The sequence below is a fragment of the Ensifer sp. Root31 genome (assembly GCF_001424825.1).
Taxonomy (GTDB): Bacteria; Pseudomonadota; Alphaproteobacteria; order Rhizobiales; family Rhizobiaceae; genus Ensifer; species Ensifer canadensis.
This window is the reverse complement of the sequence record NZ_LMCO01000034.1, coordinates 15,789-34,025: the sequence shown is the minus strand read 5'-3', so window position 1 is coordinate 34,025 and position 18,237 is coordinate 15,789. Positions and strand designations below refer to the sequence as shown.

Annotated in this window: 18 protein-coding genes and 1 pseudogene; 8 read left to right on the top strand and 11 right to left on the bottom strand. The window is 61.8% G+C overall.

What is annotated here, in order from left to right:
• Window positions 1-18 precede the first annotated feature (18 nt).
• The 5 genes from ASD00_RS24800 (at window position 19) to ASD00_RS24780 (ending at window position 6,677) form a co-directional block, all read left to right on the top strand.
• Window positions 19-975 carry a sugar ABC transporter permease gene (locus tag ASD00_RS24800; RefSeq protein WP_057209759.1) on the top strand — a complete coding sequence of 319 codons (957 nt, stop codon included), beginning with the start codon at window positions 19-21 and terminating at the stop codon, window positions 973-975.
• Complete coding sequence (locus ASD00_RS24795) at window positions 968-1,780, top strand: carbohydrate ABC transporter permease (RefSeq protein WP_025429197.1); 813 nt, start codon at window positions 968-970, stop codon at window positions 1,778-1,780. Before ASD00_RS24800 ends, ASD00_RS24795 begins: the two co-directional genes overlap by 8 nt.
• Window positions 1,781-1,783: 3 nt before the next feature.
• Window positions 1,784-3,487 (top strand): trehalase family glycosidase, encoded by a 1,704-nt coding sequence (locus tag ASD00_RS24790; protein ID WP_057209757.1) that lies wholly within the window; start codon window positions 1,784-1,786, stop codon window positions 3,485-3,487.
• A gap of 14 nt (window positions 3,488-3,501) precedes the next feature.
• Entirely contained in the window at window positions 3,502-4,536 is a 1,035-nt protein-coding gene (locus tag ASD00_RS24785) for a LacI family DNA-binding transcriptional regulator (RefSeq protein WP_057209756.1), read from the top strand.
• 128 nt (window positions 4,537-4,664) lie between these two features.
• The gene (locus tag ASD00_RS24780) at window positions 4,665-6,677 is read left to right on the top strand and encodes a beta-galactosidase (protein ID WP_057210095.1); all 2,013 of its coding nucleotides are present in this window, start codon (window positions 4,665-4,667) and stop codon (window positions 6,675-6,677) included.
• A gap of 45 nt (window positions 6,678-6,722) precedes the next feature.
• Here ASD00_RS24780 and ASD00_RS24775 read toward each other — a convergent pair whose 3' ends face one another.
• Window positions 6,723-7,217 carry an SRPBCC family protein gene (locus ASD00_RS24775; protein ID WP_025429193.1) on the bottom strand — a complete coding sequence of 165 codons (495 nt, stop codon included), beginning with the start codon at window positions 7,215-7,217 and terminating at the stop codon, window positions 6,723-6,725.
• A gap of 1 nt (window position 7,218) precedes the next feature.
• Window positions 7,219-7,602, bottom strand: coding sequence for a metalloregulator ArsR/SmtB family transcription factor (locus tag ASD00_RS24770; protein WP_057209755.1), 384 nt, complete (start codon window positions 7,600-7,602; stop codon window positions 7,219-7,221).
• 254 nt (window positions 7,603-7,856) lie between these two features.
• Between ASD00_RS24770 and ASD00_RS24765 the strand changes: the two genes are divergently transcribed.
• Complete coding sequence (locus ASD00_RS24765) at window positions 7,857-8,354, top strand: DUF2165 domain-containing protein (protein WP_025429191.1); 498 nt, start codon at window positions 7,857-7,859, stop codon at window positions 8,352-8,354.
• A 90-nt stretch (window positions 8,355-8,444) separates the two neighbouring features.
• Here the strand turns inward: ASD00_RS24765 and pcaF are convergent, their stop codons facing one another.
• The 3 genes from pcaF to ASD00_RS24750 are packed head-to-tail and all read right to left on the bottom strand — an operon-like array spanning window position 8,445 to window position 11,304.
• On the bottom strand, window positions 8,445-9,650 hold the full coding sequence (gene pcaF / locus ASD00_RS24760) for a 3-oxoadipyl-CoA thiolase (RefSeq protein ID WP_057209754.1): 1,206 nt from the start codon (window positions 9,648-9,650) through the stop codon (window positions 8,445-8,447).
• Window positions 9,651-10,433 carry a CoA-transferase subunit beta gene (locus ASD00_RS24755; protein ID WP_057209753.1) on the bottom strand — a complete coding sequence of 261 codons (783 nt, stop codon included), beginning with the start codon at window positions 10,431-10,433 and terminating at the stop codon, window positions 9,651-9,653. It lies immediately after the preceding gene.
• A 10-nt stretch (window positions 10,434-10,443) separates the two neighbouring features.
• Window positions 10,444-11,304, bottom strand: coding sequence for a CoA transferase subunit A (locus ASD00_RS24750; protein ID WP_057209752.1), 861 nt, complete (start codon window positions 11,302-11,304; stop codon window positions 10,444-10,446).
• 240 nt (window positions 11,305-11,544) lie between these two features.
• Between ASD00_RS24750 and ASD00_RS24745 the strand changes: the two genes are divergently transcribed.
• Window positions 11,545-12,300, top strand: coding sequence for an IclR family transcriptional regulator (locus ASD00_RS24745; RefSeq protein ID WP_025429187.1), 756 nt, complete (start codon window positions 11,545-11,547; stop codon window positions 12,298-12,300).
• A gap of 75 nt (window positions 12,301-12,375) precedes the next feature.
• Window positions 12,376-13,038, top strand: a complete 663-nt coding sequence (locus ASD00_RS24740) for a sulfite oxidase-like oxidoreductase (protein WP_057209750.1) — start codon at window positions 12,376-12,378, stop codon at window positions 13,036-13,038.
• 84 nt (window positions 13,039-13,122) lie between these two features.
• On the opposite strand, the gene ASD00_RS24735 is transcribed toward ASD00_RS24740, so the two are convergent.
• From ASD00_RS24735 to ASD00_RS24715, 6 genes and pseudogenes are all read right to left on the bottom strand, one after another.
• Window positions 13,123-13,326 carry a hypothetical protein gene (locus ASD00_RS24735; RefSeq protein WP_025429185.1) on the bottom strand — a complete coding sequence of 68 codons (204 nt, stop codon included), beginning with the start codon at window positions 13,324-13,326 and terminating at the stop codon, window positions 13,123-13,125.
• A gap of 429 nt (window positions 13,327-13,755) precedes the next feature.
• Entirely contained in the window at window positions 13,756-14,217 is a 462-nt protein-coding gene (locus ASD00_RS24730) for an acyl-CoA thioesterase (RefSeq protein WP_038578389.1), read from the bottom strand.
• A 301-nt stretch (window positions 14,218-14,518) separates the two neighbouring features.
• Window positions 14,519-15,144: pseudogene (locus tag ASD00_RS42355) on the bottom strand (GSU2403 family nucleotidyltransferase fold protein).
• A complete protein-coding gene (locus ASD00_RS42350) occupies window positions 15,074-15,598 on the bottom strand; it encodes a GSU2403 family nucleotidyltransferase fold protein (protein ID WP_280137513.1) in 525 nt (174 codons plus the stop codon). The pseudogene ASD00_RS42355 and the gene ASD00_RS42350 overlap by 71 nt, the downstream one beginning before the upstream one ends.
• Window positions 15,599-15,809: 211 nt before the next feature.
• Window positions 15,810-17,126, bottom strand: a complete 1,317-nt coding sequence (locus ASD00_RS24720; protein WP_057209748.1) for an aspartate aminotransferase family protein — start codon at window positions 17,124-17,126, stop codon at window positions 15,810-15,812.
• A 2-nt stretch (window positions 17,127-17,128) separates the two neighbouring features.
• Window positions 17,129-18,178 (bottom strand): phosphotransferase enzyme family protein, encoded by a 1,050-nt coding sequence (locus ASD00_RS24715; protein ID WP_057209746.1) that lies wholly within the window; start codon window positions 18,176-18,178, stop codon window positions 17,129-17,131.
• Window positions 18,179-18,237: the final 59 nt, after the last annotated feature.

Sequence of the window (18,237 nt, the reverse complement as noted above, 5' to 3'; positions counted from 1 at the left end):
GCAAAGGGAGTACGGGGGATGGATATGACCTATGCCGGGGCAGAGCCCAAGGTGGCAAGGCGCAAGCGCTCAGCCATCGCGCGCTACGCAGCGCCCTATCTGTTCATCTCCCCGTGGATCCTCGGGTTCCTGTTCTTCACGCTCGGGCCGCTCGTCTTCTCCCTGACGATGAGCTTCTATGACTGGCCGGTGGTCGGTGAGCGGGCCTTTGTCGGTCTCGACAACTATAAATCGATGCTGTTCGACGATCCGCAGTTCTGGGAGAGCCTCTGGATCACGGTGAAGTTCGCGGCGATCTACGTGCCGTTCAACATCGTCATGTCGTTCCTCTTGGCGATGATGCTGCACAACATCACCTTTGCCAGCGGCTTCTTCCGCACCGCCTTCTATCTGCCGAGCGTCATTTCCGGCGTCGCGCTGGTGACGATCTGGAGCTGGATCTACAGCAAGGAATACGGCCTTTTGAACTTCATGCTGTCGCTCGTCGGCATCCACGGGCCGAACTGGCTCGGCGATCCGAATCTCGCGATCGTCGCGATTATCATCGCCAGCCTCTGGGGTCTCGGCGGCACCATGCTGATCCTTCTGACCGGCCTCAAAGCCATTCCGAAGGAGCTTTACGAGGCGGCCACCGTCTCGGGCGTTCCCGGCTGGGCACAGATGCTGTTCATCACCCTGCCGATGCTCGGGCCGATGCTGCTTTTTACCTTCATCACCTCGATCATCTCGGCCTTCCAACAGTTGACCATCGCGCTCCTCCTGACCAAGGGCGGCCCGCTCGGCTCCACCTATTTCTTTGCTATGTATATCTACGACAACGCCTTCAAATATTTCGACATGGGTTATGCCGCCGCCGGCTCCTGGGTGATGTTCATCATCGTTCTGGCGCTCAGCCTCGGCGTGATGCGCTGGTCGGCCGCCTGGGTCTACTACGAAGGCGAAGTCCGCCAGAACGATGGAGAAGGCCATGCGTAAGACGCTGCTCTATTCCGCGCTGATCCTGCTCTCGGCCCTGTTTATCGCGCCGTTCTACTGGACCTTCATGACGGCGATCAAAAGCACCGCCGATCTCTACCAGTTCCCGCCGGTCTTCTGGCCGTCGGAATGGCACTGGGAGAATTTTGCCGCCGCCTGGAACAAGCAGCCCTTCGGCACCTACCTGACCAACTCGGTCATCGTCGTCGTGTTTTCGACCATCGGGCAGCTGATCTCGAGCTCGCTGGTTGCCTATGGCTTTGCCCGCTTCCGCTTCCCTGGCCGCGACCCGCTGTTCATCGTGCTGCTCGCCACCATGATGATCCCGTGGGACGTGAAGATGATTCCGCTCTACATGGAATTCAACATGCTGGGCTGGATCAACACGCTGAAGCCGCTGATCGTGCCGGCCTATTTCGCCGACGCCTTCTTCGTCTTCCTGCTTCGCCAGTACATCATGACCGTGCCGATGGAGATCGACGAAGCGGCGCGCATGGATGGCGCCAACGCCTTCGACATCTATTGGCGCATCCATCTGCCGCTGATGATGCCAGCGCTGGTGCTGGTCGGTACCTTCCACTTCATGAACGCGTGGAACGACTATCTTGGTCCGCTGATTTTCTTGAACGACCAGTCGAAATACACGCTGACGCTCGGCCTTTCGATGTTCAAGGGCCTGCATGAAGTCGACGTGACCTCGATTGCCGCGATCACGGTGATCCTCTGCCTGCCGCCGCTGGCACTGTTCTTCGTCGCCCAGCGCTACATCATGGATGGTGCGGTCGGCTCGTCGGTGAAGGGGTAAACGATGCTGTTCGATATCGATCATATCCCCTTCAGCCGAAAAGGACGGTTTCTGACGCTGTCGATGATGAAGGTGCCGGGTGGCGACGGCGCGCGTGCTCTCTATCTGCGCTTTGTTGCCGGCGGTGACGAACGGCCCTCGCTCGGTCGCCTTTGCCGGGTCGAGTTCCTCGATGCAATGGGCAAGCCGGCGCAGGCAACCTTTGAGTTGACGCCGGAGCGGCTGGTTGCCCGCATCAATGCCGGATCGCTGACTTTTGTTATCGGCGAGGGCGAGCGGCTACATGTCCGCGGCGAGAATGCCGGCGTGCGCTTTCACCTGGAAGGATCGCGCTACGATTACGTCTATCGCACGCCCACCGGCGTCGATTGCCTCGTGGCAGCCGTCGAGAACGTGAAATTCATCCCGCGGGCTGTGTCTGGCACCCTTGACGTGTCGGGCGCCTGGCAGCGCGACCACTCGGCCGACGTTTCCTTCGCATTCACGGGCACAGGCATTTTCGAGGGCAATGTCGACTTCTTCCGCACCGTGCCGCCGACAGCGCCGCTTGATTGCTTCGCGGACGCCCTTTCCGACGTCACTGTCGAGTTCGAAAAGTGGTACGGCAAGGTGCCGAGGGGCGCGCACGGTCAGGACGCGGCGCATCGGCTGGCAAGCTATCTGCTGTGGGCAAACGGCGTGCCGGTTGGCGGGCAGCTGACACGGCCGGCGATCTACATGTCCAAGAACCACATGATCAACATCTGGAGTTGGGACAACGCCTTTTCGGCACTGGGTGTGGCGGCCGTCGATGCGGACCTCGCCTTTGACCAGCTCGCAGCGATCTTCGACCATCAGGACGGCTCCGGTCTCCTGCCCGATTACATCAATGATCGTGACGTGCTCTTCGCCTTCACCAAGCCGCCGGTCCATGGCTGGGCGGTGTCGCTTATCGCGGCTAGGCACCCGGATTTCCTGACGGCGGAGCGCAAGAGCTATCTGCGCGACGCAATCGGCCGGCAGGTCGACTACTGGCTGACCTATGCGCGCACGGACGCAACGTCGCTGCCGAGCTATTTCCATGGCAACGATAGTGGCTGGGACAATGCGACCTTCTTTGCCGAAGGTGGCCCGGTCATCTCGCCTGATCTGCCGGTATTCCTCATTCTCGCTTGCGAGACGCTTGCGACTTTGCTCGAGAGCGATCCTGCGCGTGCTGCGGAATGGAACGCCAAGGCGGATGCCTTGCAGGCGTTGCTGTTCGCGCGCCTCTGGACCGGCGCAACGTTTGGCGCCCGGCTTGCGGGCGTACCGGACCGCATCTTGCCGGGCGAAAACCTGATCCAGTTCATGCCGCTGTTGCTCGGCACGCGTCTGCCCGCGGAAATGCGCGAAAAGCTTGTTGCGCATCTGGTCTCCGGCGGCTTCATCACCGCCTGGGGGCCGGCGACCGAGAGCCCGAAAAGCTCGTTCTACGAGGACGATGGCTATTGGCGTGGCCCGATCTGGGCGCCGACGACGCTTCTTCTCTGGGATGGCCTTCGTCGGCAAGGGGAGATTGAGCTAACGCGCGAAATCGCGGAAAAGTTCTGTTCACTTGCCAGCAAAAGCGGTATGGCCGAAAACTTCGATGCGCGGTCGGGGAGGGGCCTTCGCGATCGGGCATTCGCCTGGACATCCGCAGTCTATCTCCTGCTGGCGGCATCGCTCAGCGACGACAATCCATGACGAGCCGAGACGCCATGCAAAGACCAACGATCAAGACCATTGCGCAGGAAACGGGGCTGTCGATTGCCACCGTTTCGAAGGCCCTGAAGCATTCGCCTCAGGTTCGCCCGGAGACGCGCGCGATCGTGATCGAAGCGGCCGAGCGCGTCGGTTACGAACTGAACATGCACGGCGTGCAGTTGCGCACTGGCAAGACCTATCAGGTCGCGGCGATCATGACGGCGCCGGGTCCGAAGCAGAACGAGTGGGAAGGCGTGGAATACGCCCAGCTCTTGAGCGGCATTTCCTGGGCGCTGGAAGACAGCCCGTACCGGGTCTCGCTCTATGCGGTCAGGAATTTCGAGGAAAGCCAGGCCGTCATCCAGCAGATCGTGTCGCTGAAGAAGGCCGACGGCATCATCATCTCGGGCACGCGCGCCGACGATCCGCGCATCCGCACGATGCAGGCGGCCGACTTTCCCTTCGTCACCTATGGCACCAGCGTGCACAACGCGCCGCATGCCTATGTCGATGCCGACAACGAGCAGATGATCCGGGTTTCGATGGCGAGACTGGTCGACCGCGGCCATCGCCGTATCGCGCTGCTCAACCCGTTGTCGGATCTGAGCTACGGCATAACCCGGTTTGAAAGCTACAGGCGCGCGCTCGAGGTTGCCGGCCTGCCGTTCGACCCGGCTCTGGTCGCACATGGGCGGTTGACGCCGGCCTTCGGGCGGGAAAACGTGCTGACGATGGCGGATCTCTCCAATCCGCCGACCGCCTATATCTGTGCCAACGAAGCCTCCGCGCTCGGCGCCTTCTCCGGTTTCCACGAGCGCGGCCTCGTGCATGGCCGCGACGCCGTCATCAACGCCACCGACGACCTGAACGTCAGCCAGTATTTCGCACCACCGATCACCACCTATTACCTGCCGATCAGCGAGCCGAGCAGCCTGCTCGGGACCTACATCCTTCGCCGGATGGAAGGCGTGCCGCCGGAGGCGCTTCAGACGCTTTTGATGCCGAAGCTGATCGAGCGCTGCGACGACCGTTTGACCCCAAACCGCTGAAGACGAACAACGACCCGACGACCACACGACTGCGCCTGATGATATAAACGTTTATATCCCGGAGAGCGCTCGCATCGAAGACAAAGTGCCGGGTGAAGCCGGCCGAGAGCATGACGAAGGACCCGATCTTGCATATGCCCCTGACGAGACCGAACCGTTTCAACGCCGACCAGCAGGAGACCGACATGCTCGAACTCGGCGTCTGCTACTATCCGGAGCAATGGCCGCGCGAGAAATGGGAAGAGGACGCCCGCCGCATGGTCGAACTCGGGCTTGCCTGGGTGCGCATCGGCGAATTCGCCTGGGCCAAGATCGAACCCAGATCGGGTGAATTTCATTGGGAGTGGCTTGATGACGCGATCGACGTGCTCGGCCGCGCCGGTCTCAAGGTCATCTTGGGCACGCCGACCGCCGCACCGCCGAAGTGGCTGATCGATCGTCACCCGGATATCCTGCCGGTCGACGTGAACGGCGTGGTGCGCAAGTTCGGTGCCCGGCGCCACTATTGCTTCTCCAGTCGCAGCTACCGCATCGAGGCCGCACGCATCTCGGAGGCCATGGCCGAACGTTACGGCAAGAACGCCTTCGTCCATGCCTGGCAGACGGACAACGAATATGGCGACCATGACACGATCTACAGCTATTCCGGCGAGGCCGAGCGGGCGTTTCGGCTTTGGCTCGCCGAGCGCTACGGCACGACCGACGAACTGAACCGCGCCTGGGGCACGGCGTTCTGGGCGATGAACTATAACAGCTTCGACGAAGTCGAACTGCCGAACAACCTCGTCGAAGAGCCGAGCCCGACCCATATCGTCGACTTCATCCGCTTCTCGTCCGACCAGGTGAAGAGCTTCAACAAGGCGCAAGTCGACATCATCCGCAAGCACTCGCCGGGTCGTCCGGTGACGCACAATTTCATGTCGCAGAACACCGACTTCGACCACTACAAGGTCGGCGAAGACATCGATATCGCGTCCTGGGACGTTTACCCAATGGGTGGGCTGTTGAACGGTCGTCTTTCACCGGAGTACAAGGGACGCTACCTGCGTGTCGGCGATCCGGACCAGCCTGCCTTCAACCACGATCTCTACCGGGCCGTCGGCCGTGGACGCGTCTGGGTGATGGAACAGCAGCCCGGTCCGGTCAATTGGGCGGCGCACAACCAGTCGCCGGCCGATGGCATGGTTCGGCTCTGGACCTGGCTTGCCTATGCGCATGGCGTCGACATGGTTTCTTATTTCCGCTGGCGGCAGGTGCCGTTTGCGCAGGAGCAGTTCCATGCCGGCCTCTTGCTTCCCAACAGCGAGCCCGACCAAGGCTATCTCGAGGTGGCTCAGGTCGCAGAAGAGATGAAGCGGCTGCCGAAAGGCGAGGCACGCGGCAAGGCCAAGGTCGCGATCCTGCTCGACTACAATTCGCGCTGGGCGACGCGCGCCCTGCCGCAGAGCCGGACCTATTCAGCCTCGGCGACGGCGCTCGACTGGTATTCGACCGTTTCCCGCCTTGGCGTCGACCTCGATTTCATCGGCCAGCATTCCGATCTCGACGGCTACCAGCTGGTGCTGGCGCCAGACCTTGTCATCGCCAATCAGGCCTTTGTCGAGAAGCTGGTCGCGTCGCAAGCCAGGGTCTTGTTCGGACCGCGCAGCGGCAGCAAGACTGAGGACATGCACATTCCCGAGGGATTGCCGCCGGGACCGCTCGCAGCACTTGTCGACGTCAGTGTCGCTCGCGTTGAATCCCTGCCGGAATTTCATAGCGAGACCGTGCTTTACGGCAACGAGACCTATCCGGCCGGCATCTGGCGCGAGACCGTGCGCACCAGCGAGGCGGTGCTGGCGACCTTCGAAGGGGAATACCGCAATGGCGCGCCGGCACTCGTCGGCAACGACAAGGCGCGTTACATGGCGGCGGCCGCCCGTGGCGACCTGCTGAAAAAGGTGATCAATGACGCCCTTGGCTGGGCTTCGGTCGAAGCGCTCGCCGATCTCGGCGATTTGCGCATCACCCGTCGCGGCAAGCTCAACTTCGCCTTCAACTACGGCAAGGAAGCGGCGGACGTGCCGGCTGGCGCTGGCGCTACCTTCCATGTCGGTGCCCGCAAGCTCGGTCCCGTCGACGTCGCCATCTGGACGGAATGAGAATTGGACCGTGGGCGGATCGCTCCGCCCACGGTCATTCCATGACTATTTGGCCGGTTCGGAGGCCAGGATTCCTTCGAGGCGGTCATAGCCGATGGCAATGCCGCTCTCCATCGGCGACTTGAGGACGGCATCGCGGGTCTCCGTCGAGGAGTAGATAACAGCCGTCGTCACCGTGGTGCGCCCACCCTCCTCGACGAAGTGGGTCGTCACTTGGGTTTGGCCGCCGGTCCAGTCCTCGTCAAAGAGTTCCTCGTGCACGATCCGGTCCGGCGCTTGGATCTCGCGATAGGTTCCGCCCATGCCCATCTCGACACCTTCGGCGCTTTTCCAGACGTAACGGAAGGTCCCGCCAGGTCTCAAATCAATCTCGCAAACGGGCAGCGACCAGCCGTCCGGGCCGGTCAGCCAGCGCTTGACGAGCGCCGGTTTGGTGAAGGCGTCGAAGACCAGCCGGCGCGGCGCGTCAAAGCTGCGGACGATGCGGATTTCCCGGTCGCCATGCGCCGTGACAACAAGTTTGTTGGATGCAGCATTCATGTCATTCCTCCTTCGTGGTGAAATTGGTGGGGAGTGCGGCCGACGCCTGTGATGCAGCCTCGGCTTTCAGCTCCTCAAGCAGGGTGTCGAGGCGGGCAAAATTCGCTTGCCAAAGCTTGCGATATTCCTCCAGCCAGTCGGCTGCCTCAGTGAGCGGATCGATCTCGATGCGGCAGGGACGGCGCTGTGCATCGCGGCTGCGCGAAACCAGCCCGGCGCGCTCCAGCACCTTCAGGTGCTTCGACACGGCCGGCTGGCTCATGGCGAAGGGCTCTGCAAGTTCGAGGACGGATGCTTCGCCCAGGGCCAGACGGGCAAGGATCGCCCGCCGTGTCGGGTCAGCAAGGGCGGAAAAGGTAGCGTCGAGGCGTTCGGATGGGGTCATTTGTATAACCAAATAGTTTTAGAACGAGTTGGTTATGTAGCAACCCGGCACGAGAGTCAAGACTGCCCATGGGCAGGGAGCGCGCGACGCGTTTGCCGGCACCTTTTGCGAAGTGCATATTCGTCACACTGCAAGTTGTGGAAGAGACGCCTCGCGGCCTCGATCAACTTTGCTGGTGGGCTATGGCTGGACTGATGCCGGTAAGATTCGGCCCGGATCTTGGGCGTGCCGGCAGTGGACAGGAGTACCAGACCATGAAGATCATTCGGATTGCCAAAACCGCAGCCGTTGCTGCAATCGCCTTGTTTTCAACGCTCGTCGCCTTCGGCAACATCACCGACTACGCAACGAACTTCGCCTTCGTTCAGCATGTGATGATGATGGATACGATCTTTCCCGACGCGGCGATCAAATATCGCGCCATCACCAGTCCGGTGCTTCACAACCTGTTTTATGTCGTGATCATCGCGGCGGAAACGTTGACGGCGCTGCTTTGCTGGCTCGGTGCCTACAGGCTCGCCACTAACCTCAACGGTGGCGCCCGCGAATTCAACCGGGCGAAGACGGTGGCGATCGCCGGCCTGACGCTCGGCTTCCTCGTCTGGCAGGTCGGCTTCATGTCGGTCGGCGGTGAATGGTTCGGCATGTGGATGTCGAAACAATGGAACGGCGTTCCCGACGCCTTCCGCTTCTTCATCACCATCCTGCTGGTGCTGATCTTCGTGGCCCAGCGCGACGAAGAAACCGTGTGAATAAAAAAGGGGAGCCGTCAATGAACGGCTCCCTATCTGGCTTTCAGATGCGCTTACCGAGCATGCGTTACCGCAAAACCGCGGAGTGCTTTAGACGCGCTCGAGCGCCACGGCGATGCCCTGGCCGACGCCGATGCACATGGTTGACAGTGCATAACGTCCGCCGGTTTCCGCGAGCTCAAGCGCGGCCGTCCCTGTAATGCGGGCGCCGGACATGCCGAGCGGATGGCCAAGGGCAATGGCGCCGCCATTGCGGTTGACGCGGCCGTCGTCGTCGGCAATGCCGAGATCGCGCAGCGTCGCTAGTCCCTGCGAGGCAAAGGCTTCGTTGAGCTCGATGACATCGAACTGTTCCTGCGCCAGGCGAAGACGCGCCATCAATTTCTTCGAGGCCGGGGCCGGGCCGAAACCCATGATGCGCGGTTCAACGCCGGCGGTGGCCCCGCCGAGGATACGGGCGATAGGTTTGAGGCCGTATCTCCTGACCGCCGCCTCGGAGGCAATGATCAACGCCGCCGCGCCATCATTAACGCCCGACGCATTGCCGGCGGTGACCGTGCCCCCCTCCTTCTTGAAGGGCGTGCCGAGCTTGGCAAGTGCCTCCATCGTCGTGGCGCGGGGATGTTCGTCTCTTTCGACGACAGTCGGGTCGCCCTTGCGCTGCGGAATGGTGACGGCGACGATTTCCTTCGCCAGGCGACCGTTGGCTTGCGCGGCTGCCGCCTTCGCCTGGCTGCGCAGCGCAAAGGCGTCCTGGTCTTCTCGACTTACCTTGAAATCTTCGGCGACGTTTTCGCCGGTCTCCGGCATGGAATCGACGCCATATTGCTTCTTCATCAGCGGGTTGACGAACCGCCAGCCGATGGTGGTGTCATAGATCTCGGCATTGCGCGAAAATGCGCTCTCCGCTTTCGGCATCACGAAGGGAGCCCGCGACATGCTCTCGACGCCGCCGGCAATCATCAATTCGGCTTCGCCCGCTTTGATGGCACGTGCGGCAGCGATGACGGCATCCATGCCCGAACCGCAGAGGCGGTTGATCGTGGTGCCGGTCACGCTCGCCGGCAACCCGGCCAGAAGCAGCGACATGCGCGCGACGTTGCGGTTGTCTTCGCCTGCCTGATTGGCGCAGCCGAAGATGACGTCATCGACCGCTTCCCAATCGAGCGAAGGGTTGCGTTCGATCAGCGCCTTCAGCGGTATGGCGCCGAGGTCGTCTGTCCTGACTGACGAGAGCGCGCCGCCGAAGCGGCCGATCGGCGTGCGGATATAATCGCAGATATAAGCATCGGCCATTTACGCGACCTCCTTGTTGCCCTGGTGGGCCTTCTTCGTGCGCGCGTTGATGTCGCGAAGCGTCGCCAGTTCGATCTCAGTCGGCACCGGCGTCTCGATGACCTCTCCGGCGAATTTGATCGGCCAGCCGCAATTGTCGACGATCTGGTCACGTGTGACGCCGTGATGGATCGAAACAACAGTTAGTTCCTTGGTCACCGGATCGGGCTCCAGAATGCAGAGATCGGTGATGATGCGAGTGGGTCCCTTGGTATTCATGCCGAGCCGTTCGCGATGATCGCCGCCTTCGCCATGACCCATCGAGGTGATGAAGGGCAGCTTTTCGACGAAGCCGCGCTTGGAGAGCGCCATGGTGATGAAGATGCGGCCGCAATTCGACGCGATCTCCGGAGCGCCGCCGCCGCCCGGCAGCCGGACCTTCGGATGGTCATAGGGACCGACGACCGTGGTGTTAAGGTTGGCGAACTTGTCGATCTGCGCGCCGCCGAGAAACCCGGTGGTAATGCGGCCGCCCTGCAGCCAGTAGCGAAACATCTCCGGCACCGAGACGGTGAAGAGGGCGGTATCGCAAAGCTCGCCGTCTCCGATCGACAAGGGGAGAACATCCGGCTTGGTGCCGACGGTTCCGCTTTCGTAGATGAGCGTAATGTCGGGGGCGTGGGTCAACCGCGCCACGTTGCAGGCGGCCGATGGCGCACCGATGCCGACGAAGCAGACGTCGTCGTTGGAAAGTTCGCGCGAGGCTGCGATGGTCATCATCTCGTTTGGGGTGAAATCCGTCATCGTCGCCTCCTCAAGCGGCCTTCGCCGGCTTCCTGCCGGCGTGTCGTGCAAAATCTTCAGGCCCTGCGTCGAGCACGTTCTCCTTGATCCATGCGGTAAAACTCTCGCGGTCGCGGGCGATCTCGTCCCAGCCGATGTAGAAAGCGTTCGAGCGCGGATAGTAGCCGTGGGCGTAGGACGGGAAGGCGCCGCCCGGCACATGGCTGACCGCCGTTACTGCCCAGGTGGGGAGCACGACGGAGTTGGGCGACGGTGGTGCAAGCTCGTCGACGATTTCCTCAACCGTGACGATCGAGCGCTTGGCTGCAAGCACCGCCTCTTTCTGCACGCCGACGATGCCTTCGATGAGCACGTTGCCCTTCCTATCGGCCCGCTGGGCGTGGATGATCGTCACATCCGGCCGGATCGCCGGAACGGCGGCCAGCACTTCGGACGTGAAGGGGCAGGTGATCTGCTTGATGTTCGCGTTCACCTTCGGAAGGTCGGCGCCGATGTAGCCACGCAGCATCGCAAACGGCAGGTTCGCCGCACCCGCCTCATAAGCGTTGGCCATGGCCGCATGAGAGTGTTCTTCGATTTCGAGCGGCCGCGGCCACTGGTTTTCGACTGCGTCGCGGAAGCGGTGAAGCGAGCCGACACCGGGATTGCCGCCCCAGGAGAATTTCATGCCGCGGGCAGCACCCACGCCGATCAGCTGATCATAGAGGATGTCCGGCGTCATGCGCACGAGAAACAGGTTCTTTCGACCCTGGCGGATCACTTCATGTCCGGCAGCATAGGGGATCAGATGGGTGAAACCCTCCATGGCAACGGTGTCGCCATCCCTGACATTGTCGCCGATGGCCTCGGCGAGCGAAACGATCTTCGCCATGTTTCCTCTCTTCTGATTTGAGCGTTGCCGCCAATCGGCGGGCGCATGGTTGTCTGCAGGCGGTGGGAAGAGCTGACGCGTCGTCTTTCGCGGTCCATGGAGTGCGGGCCGACAAGCTCCCCTTGCCTGTATTGGCCCGAAATAGGCTCTCAAAAACAGTGAGCGTCAAACATTTTGTGCGATATTTGACATTTGTTCGTATATCGCACAGATTAATTGCCGGTAGAACGAGGATGAGCCATGAGAGAAACCGATTTTGTCAGCGGTTTTGCCCGCGGGCTGACCGTCATCGAGGCTTTTGGTGAGACACAGCAGAAGCTGACGATCACCGAGGCGGCGAAGATTACTGGTCTGGACCGGGCGACCGTGCGCCGCTCGCTGCTGACGCTCTCGGAGCTCGGCTACGCCGACTATGACGGGAAGTTCTTTTCTCTGACCCCGAAAATCCTGCGGCTCGGCCACGCCTACCTCTCGGCGACACCTCTGCCGACGATCGTCCAGCCCTATCTCGACCAGCTCTCGGAGCGGGCAGGTCAAAGCGCTTCCGCCTCGGTTCTCGACGGCACTGAGATTGTCTATATCGCGCGCGCCTCGCAAAGGCGGGTGATGTCGATCAGCCTGATGCCGGGCTCCAGGCTTCCTGCCTATTGCGCATCAATGGGGCGCGTGTGGCTCGCCGCCTTGCCGGAACAGCAGGCGAGGGACGTGCTCGCCCGCTCGGATCTCAAGGCAAACACACCTCATACGAGAACCGACACGGAAGAACTGATGGCCGAAATCGGCCGCGTGCGTCACCAAGGCTATGCGATCATCGACCAGGAGCTGGAAATCGGTCTTTGCTCCATCGCCGTTCCGCTTCAAAACGATCGCAACCAGATCGTCGCGGCACTCAACATCGGCGCGCCGGCCGCACATGTGCCGGCTGCTGAAATGGTCGAACGCTATCTGCCGCTCCTGAGGGAGACGCAGGCTGCCTTGCGGATCGTGCTGCGCTAGAGACAGCTCCCGTCTCTGATGCTTGACGGAAACCGCGACGGGTCTTCTAATCCGCGCGGACCGGAGGAGCACCCGATGACCGACGAAGAACCCCCAACGGGAACCAAGCTGACGACGACGAAGCGGCGTTGGGCGGCGGCCGGCAAGTTCCTCACCGGGCGCGCAGCCCGGCCTGAGGACGAACGATTGCCGCCGGGCCAGCACCTTGTTCGGGATTGGCCGGTGCTGGACCTCGGGCAGCAGCCCGCGATCGGCGTGGAGCGCTGGCGGCTGGATGTGACCGGCCTCGTCGAACAGCGCCTGTCGCTGGATTGGATAGCGTTCAAGGCATTGCCGCAGAGCGACAGCCTCTCCGACATCCATTGCGTCACCACCTGGTCGCGCTACGACAATCGCTGGCAAGGGGTCTTGACGCACGACCTGCTCGACCTGGTCATGCCGAAGCCTGAAGCGTCTCATGTGATGCTGACGAGCTACGATGGTTATACGACCAATCTGCCGCTCGCCGATTTTGCCTCGGAACACGCGATCCTTGCGACCGATTGGGAGGGCAAGCCGATCAGCCGCACCCATGGCGGGCCGATGCGGCTTGTCGTGCCGCATCTCTATTTCTGGAAGAGCGCAAAGTGGCTGACGCGCATCGATTTTCGAGCCGGCGACGAGGCCGGTTTCTGGGAGCGCAATGGCTACCACATGCGTGGCGACCCTTGGCTTGAGCAGCGTTATTCCGCTGACTGACGGCCGGGCGTGGCTTTGGATATTGCCGGGAAAATGTATTCTGCGTTGCCCGCCGCGATCTGCCGGCGGGCAACGCAGCTGATGCTATTTCATCAGGTCCATATGCTGTTCGGCCCGCGCCTTGATCAAAGGGTCGAGGTCCGACTTGTAAGGCCCGTATTTCGTAAACATTTCGTGGGCTTCGAGCGGCGGAATGCCGGATGCGCGGATGAAATCCTCCAGATCATACCGGACCTCGCCGTTGGCGACGCCCTCTGTAAACTGAAGTCCCGTCTCGGATGTGGACATTTGAATCTCCGTTATCCCGAGCCCGCAACGACGGTGTTGGTTCCCGTGGCAGCAGGCGTTGATAGGTGGCTTCGCTTGTTCACGAAAATGGCGCCAGATGCAGAACGCGGCGCGATGGTTTTGAACGCGTCATTGTGGCTTTTCAGAACGCGGGGGCATGCTCACAGCACATTTGCGCGGGATTCACGCCGCAGAGGCGCCGAATGCATGTATGGGCTTCAACAGGCTTAAGGGCCAACAACGCCGCCCTCCATGCGCCGGGCAAGTGGCGAACCGCTCCCCTTGGCCATTTAGCTCCGGCCGGTGAAAGATACACTATCAAGCCGCCGGGCCAAACACAGGAATGGTCCTTGCGAGGCCTTGTTGCAAAAAGTGACCTTGGCTCCGGCGCCGGGCGAAGCCACCATGCGAGCAAACGGATTGCGGCGATCAGGCTTCGGTGGGCGAGCCAGCAGCTTGAAAGCGGGCCTCGAACTCCCGCCGCAGGTTTTTCCGCACCTCCGCCGCGCGCTGGCGTCGCTTTCGGATGCTGGTCACGGGATTGTAAGTCGGAACCGCGGTCGGACGCCCCTCGGCATCGACGGCCACCATAGTGAAATAGCAGGAGTTCGTGTGCCTGCGCTCGCCGGTGCGGATGTTTTCGGCTTCGACGCGGATCCCGACTTCCATCGAGGTCCGCCCGGCCTGATTGATCGAGGCGCGAAAGGTCACGAGTTCGCCGACATGGATCGGCTGCCGGAAGACGACCTGGTCCACTGACAAGGTCACCGCATATTCCTGCGAATAGCGCGAGGCGCAGGAAAACGCGACGCGGTCGAGAAGATTGAGCAGGGCGCCGCCATGGACCTTGCCGCTGAAGTTGGCCATGTCGGGCGTCATCAAGACGACCATTTCAAGCTCGCTGGTGTCATGTCCGGCTTCCACGGCCACTCCCTCTAAGATGATCGCAGCTCTTCTGGACCGATACGCGGCCGACGATGCCAGTATTCCAAGCCATGGTCCAGCGGTCAGTGAGACGTCCGGCTCGGTGGGCGACCGTGGGACTGGCCAGGGTGCGGGTCGCCGGGAGAAGAGCCAAACCGCGACTGCAGAGGTAAATGGTCGCACCTGGACCGGAATCTCTGGCGGCCCTGACATCACCGGGTGCCGACTTCACGATCGTCGATAATACTCTTGATGATGTTTCGGAGTGCTACTCCGCTTCGTAATCGACACCCAGTTCATGGAACAAGGCGGCCGTGGCAGCTCTATCCCCTCGGGACATGTACCCCATTCCGGCCCGGATCGCATGGCGCCAGGCCTCTCCCCTTTCCCAGGCTTCCTTGAGAGCGTCCGACAGCTCGCCGAGACGGTTGGAAGCATCGAGCGCATCGAAGAGCAATACCGCTTGCCTCAAGTCTTTGTCGCGCTTTGCAGCCCCAATCGTATCGACTACGCGGCGGGAGGCCACAATCAGCTTGTGAACAGCATAGCGCTCCGGAGCCGGGACGATCACGCAGATACCGCTTTTGTGTAGCAGGACGGCTCGCACGGGCTCATAAATGAGGAAATCCAAAAACCGCAGCGGATCGGCGCTTGCCCCACCCAGGGCGGGCATGTCGGCCGGTTGATCTTGATAGTCATCACTACCCCTATTCCGGTCAAGAATTCCACATTGTAGCTCGCCCGGTTCTTGAATGCCGTTGATCGGGTTGACCCTGAGCGGTGCGGGATCGGCCGGAAGGTCGGATCGACGCCTTGTAGGATTTCAAGAATAGGCGGAAACGAATCCCCCAACTTCGGAGCTGATCGCGTAGTCCTGGGCGAAATCAGCAACACCTGTCATCATCGAGGCGGCAGGAAGACGGACGCCAAGATGGCCCGCATAGGTCGAGAACGCTACCGTTCCTACCAAGCAGGCCCGCAAGCGGAAAATGCCAGCCTGGGCCAGCGCCTCGACGACATCGCCGGAAAACGGTTCGGGAGCTGGTAATCCAGCCTCGCGAACGAGGGTGGTGACCAGCTTACGGCGGGCCTTGACGTCATCCTTGATCGCGCGGAAGTCCTTTACCCGCCTGTTGATTTCGGGATCATCGGTCGGTCCAACATACCGGCGTTTCTGCCGGTGGCCCTCGCCTTCGCCTGGCTGGTCGAAATACCAGTATTTGCGGGCTTTGACCGTGACCGGCACGAAGCGGCCTTCGACCGGGAAATCGGCCGAGAAGCTGGCGTCGAGCAAACGTTGACCGAGTTCAGCGGCCATCGTGCGATACATCAGGTCGATCTGCCGCATATTTGCCCCGTTATACTGAATCGCGAAAGTTAGTATAACAGTCGGAGACTCCGATGGGAGTGGTGTTATACTGATATTGCGAATTTAGTATAACGCCACCAGCTCGCAATCTGACCCCAGCCGGTGCGGATGCGGGCCATCAGCATCTCGGTCACTCGCGTCAGGCCACGCCGCTCCGGCCACCCGGCCTTGCAGGACAGCTTCGATTCTTTCAGAGCGTCCTCAGCACGTCGCCGAGTGCGTCAACCAGCATGTCGGCGTTCTCGCGGGAGAAGACGAGGGGAGGGCGGATCTTCAGAACGTTAGCATTGGGACCTGAGGCGCTGATCAGGATGCGGCGCTCGCGCAGGCCGTTGACGATGCGTGTCGACAGGGCCGCGTCAGGACGCTTTGTCGCCGAGTCCGCGATGATCTCGACACCGATGAAGAGCCCAGACCCGCGCACGTCGCCGATCGCCGGATGGGTAGCTGAGAGGCTCTTCAACCTATCCATCAGGTGGCGACCAACCACCAGCGCATTCTGCTGCAGGCCTTCAATGCGGATCGTGTCCAGCACGGCTTTGCCGGCGGCGGCCGCGACTGGATTGCCGCCGAACGTGTTGAAATAGCGCGCCCGAGGACCGAACTCGGCAATGACCTCCGGGCGCAGAACGATGCCGGCCATCGGGTAGCCGTTGCCCATCGGCTTGCCGATCGTCACCATATCGGGCGCGACGCCGTGGCGTTCGAAGCCCCACATGGCCTCGCCGGTGCGGCCGAAGCCGGGCTGTACTTCATCCGCCACGAAGAGACCGCCGGCCTCATGGATGGCGTCGACCGCCGGCTTCAGAAAACCTTTCGGTCCCTCGAAAATACCGTCGCTGGAAAAGATCGTGTCGGTGATCAGCATGGCCGGCTTGATGCCGTGGCGCTTCAGGTCGGCAATCGCCGCGCGCACGTCGCGGCCGAACTTTTCCACCATCTCTTCGGCGGAATGACGGTAGCCGTCCGGGGCGGGCACGGTGCGCACATGCGGCCCCAGCGTCACGGCTTCGCCGAGGGATGGCGAGAATTCCGCGACGGCGCTCGTGAGACCGTGATAGGCAAGCTCCGTTGCGATGATGCCTGTGCCGCCGGTGACGAAGCGGGCGATGCGCACCGCAAGGTCATTCGCCTCGCTGCCGGTACAGGTGAACATGACCTGGCTGAGCGCCTCGGGGAAGGTGGCCGTCAGCGCCTCTGCATAGTCGACGATGCCTTCGTGCAGGTAGCGCGTATGGGTGTTCAGCACGGCGGTTTGCCTGGTGATCGCCTCCACCACGCGCGGGTGGCAATGGCCGAGCGAGGCGACGTTGTTGTAGGCATCGAGATATCGTTCGCCGGCCGCGTCATAGAGAAAGACGCCTTCGCCGCGCACGAGATGCAGCGGTTTTTCATAGAAGAGGCGGTAGGCGGGACCGAGCACCTTTTCCCGGCGCGCGATCAGCGCCCGTTCGGCTTCGTTGAGCCGTTCGAAATCTTCGCGCGAGAAGGCATTTACCATCGACATGATCAGGCCTCGGAAAGGTTGGGCACGAGCCTTTTCAGCCCGGCCGACGTCAGATCGGATATGTTTTGAAGCCCCCGCCAGGCGGTGGCGTGGTTGCGCAAAATGTAGTCGCGGTTTTCCGGGAAGCGTGCGGAGCGCCATTCGGCGATGATGAGAGACATCGCCAGCCGCGACCGGGTCAACACTGGTAGAAGTTCAATTTCGGCAGGATCCAACGCACGTGCCGAAAGGAACCCCTCCAGGAAGGAACTGGTGCGCGCCGCCCAGTTTTCCGTCGCCAGATGATAGGAAAGCGCGACGGCAAGATCGTTGATGACTGGCGCATGGACCATGTCGCCGAAATCGATGATGCCGACGACTGCGGTGGGTGCGGCCGGATCGAGCAAGACATTGTGCGGGTTGAAGTCGTTGTGGATGATCTGCCGCCGCTTGAGATTGGTGATGGCGGGAAGCGCCCGCTCGAACTCCGCCAGCACGGCCTTCGCCTGCGCCCGGCGTTCGGGCGCGACATGGTCGAGGACGGCAGTGAGATCGAGCGTGTGGGAAATGTCCCACATCAGCTTTCCCGCCGGCGGGCGTCCGTCATAGTTCTCAAGGCCGAGCCCGAGTTCCGCAAGCGCCCGGCCGACGTTGCGGCTCTGCGCCTCGGAGGCGGGTGTGCGGTACTGCAATTCTCCCCGCAGGAAAGTGAGCAGGCGCATGATGCGCGGGCCATCGGCGGTGGAAAGCGTGTGGCTAGGCTCTCCGCTTTTCGTGAGTATGAGCCGCGGCACCGGTACGGCGGGGGCGGCAGCCTCCAGATGCAGGAGCGCACCGTCCTGGAATTCCAGCGCGGCCGGGTCCTCGGCGGGATTGGCAATCTTGAGGATGAAGTCCGTTTCGTCAGAGCGGGTGAAAAGAAAGGTCTCGTCCCTTTCGCTGGAGAACCGCCTGATCGTGCCGCCCATGCCATAGACCTGCTTCACCGCGGCCTCGGCATCGGCAAGCGATGTCGCACTCCACGTCGCCGACATGGAATCGGCCTTCTTGGCGGTGGGCGATGGCTCCGTCATGCTTGCTCCGTTGGTGGGGTTGCCCGCATTTCCTTCGATTGTCCCTGCCGTCCGCTGAC

Bases quoted from the DNA above. Each gene is read 5' to 3' on its own strand.
- ASD00_RS24770 (WP_057209755.1), bottom strand. From the start codon at position 7,602: ATGACCCCATCCGAACGCCTCGACGCTACCTTTTCCGCCCTTGCTGAC.
- ASD00_RS24735 (WP_025429185.1), bottom strand. From the start codon at position 13,326: ATGTCCACATCCGAGACGGGACTTCAGTTTACAGAGGGCGTCGCCAAC.
- ASD00_RS24795 (WP_025429197.1), top strand. From the start codon at position 968: ATGCGTAAGACGCTGCTCTATTCCGCGCTGATCCTGCTCTCGGCCCTG.
- ASD00_RS24750 (WP_057209752.1), bottom strand. From the start codon at position 11,304: ATGGCGAAGATCGTTTCGCTCGCCGAGGCCATCGGCGACAATGTCAGG.
- ASD00_RS24765 (WP_025429191.1), top strand. From the start codon at position 7,857: ATGAAGATCATTCGGATTGCCAAAACCGCAGCCGTTGCTGCAATCGCC.
- ASD00_RS24775 (WP_025429193.1), bottom strand. From the start codon at position 7,217: ATGAATGCTGCATCCAACAAACTTGTTGTCACGGCGCATGGCGACCGG.
- ASD00_RS24790 (WP_057209757.1), top strand. From the start codon at position 1,784: ATGCTGTTCGATATCGATCATATCCCCTTCAGCCGAAAAGGACGGTTT.
- pcaF (WP_057209754.1), bottom strand. From the start codon at position 9,650: ATGGCCGATGCTTATATCTGCGATTATATCCGCACGCCGATCGGCCGC.
- ASD00_RS24730 (WP_038578389.1), bottom strand. From the start codon at position 14,217: ATGGTCGTCTTGATGACGCCCGACATGGCCAACTTCAGCGGCAAGGTC.
- ASD00_RS24800 (WP_057209759.1), top strand. From the start codon at position 19: ATGGATATGACCTATGCCGGGGCAGAGCCCAAGGTGGCAAGGCGCAAG.
- ASD00_RS24720 (WP_057209748.1), bottom strand. From the start codon at position 17,126: ATGTCGATGGTAAATGCCTTCTCGCGCGAAGATTTCGAACGGCTCAAC.
- ASD00_RS24755 (WP_057209753.1), bottom strand. From the start codon at position 10,433: ATGACGGATTTCACCCCAAACGAGATGATGACCATCGCAGCCTCGCGC.
- ASD00_RS42350 (WP_280137513.1), bottom strand. From the start codon at position 15,598: ATGCGGCAGATCGACCTGATGTATCGCACGATGGCCGCTGAACTCGGT.
- ASD00_RS24745 (WP_025429187.1), top strand. From the start codon at position 11,545: ATGAGAGAAACCGATTTTGTCAGCGGTTTTGCCCGCGGGCTGACCGTC.
- ASD00_RS24715 (WP_057209746.1), bottom strand. From the start codon at position 18,178: ATGACGGAGCCATCGCCCACCGCCAAGAAGGCCGATTCCATGTCGGCG.
- ASD00_RS24740 (WP_057209750.1), top strand. From the start codon at position 12,376: ATGACCGACGAAGAACCCCCAACGGGAACCAAGCTGACGACGACGAAG.
- ASD00_RS24785 (WP_057209756.1), top strand. From the start codon at position 3,502: ATGCAAAGACCAACGATCAAGACCATTGCGCAGGAAACGGGGCTGTCG.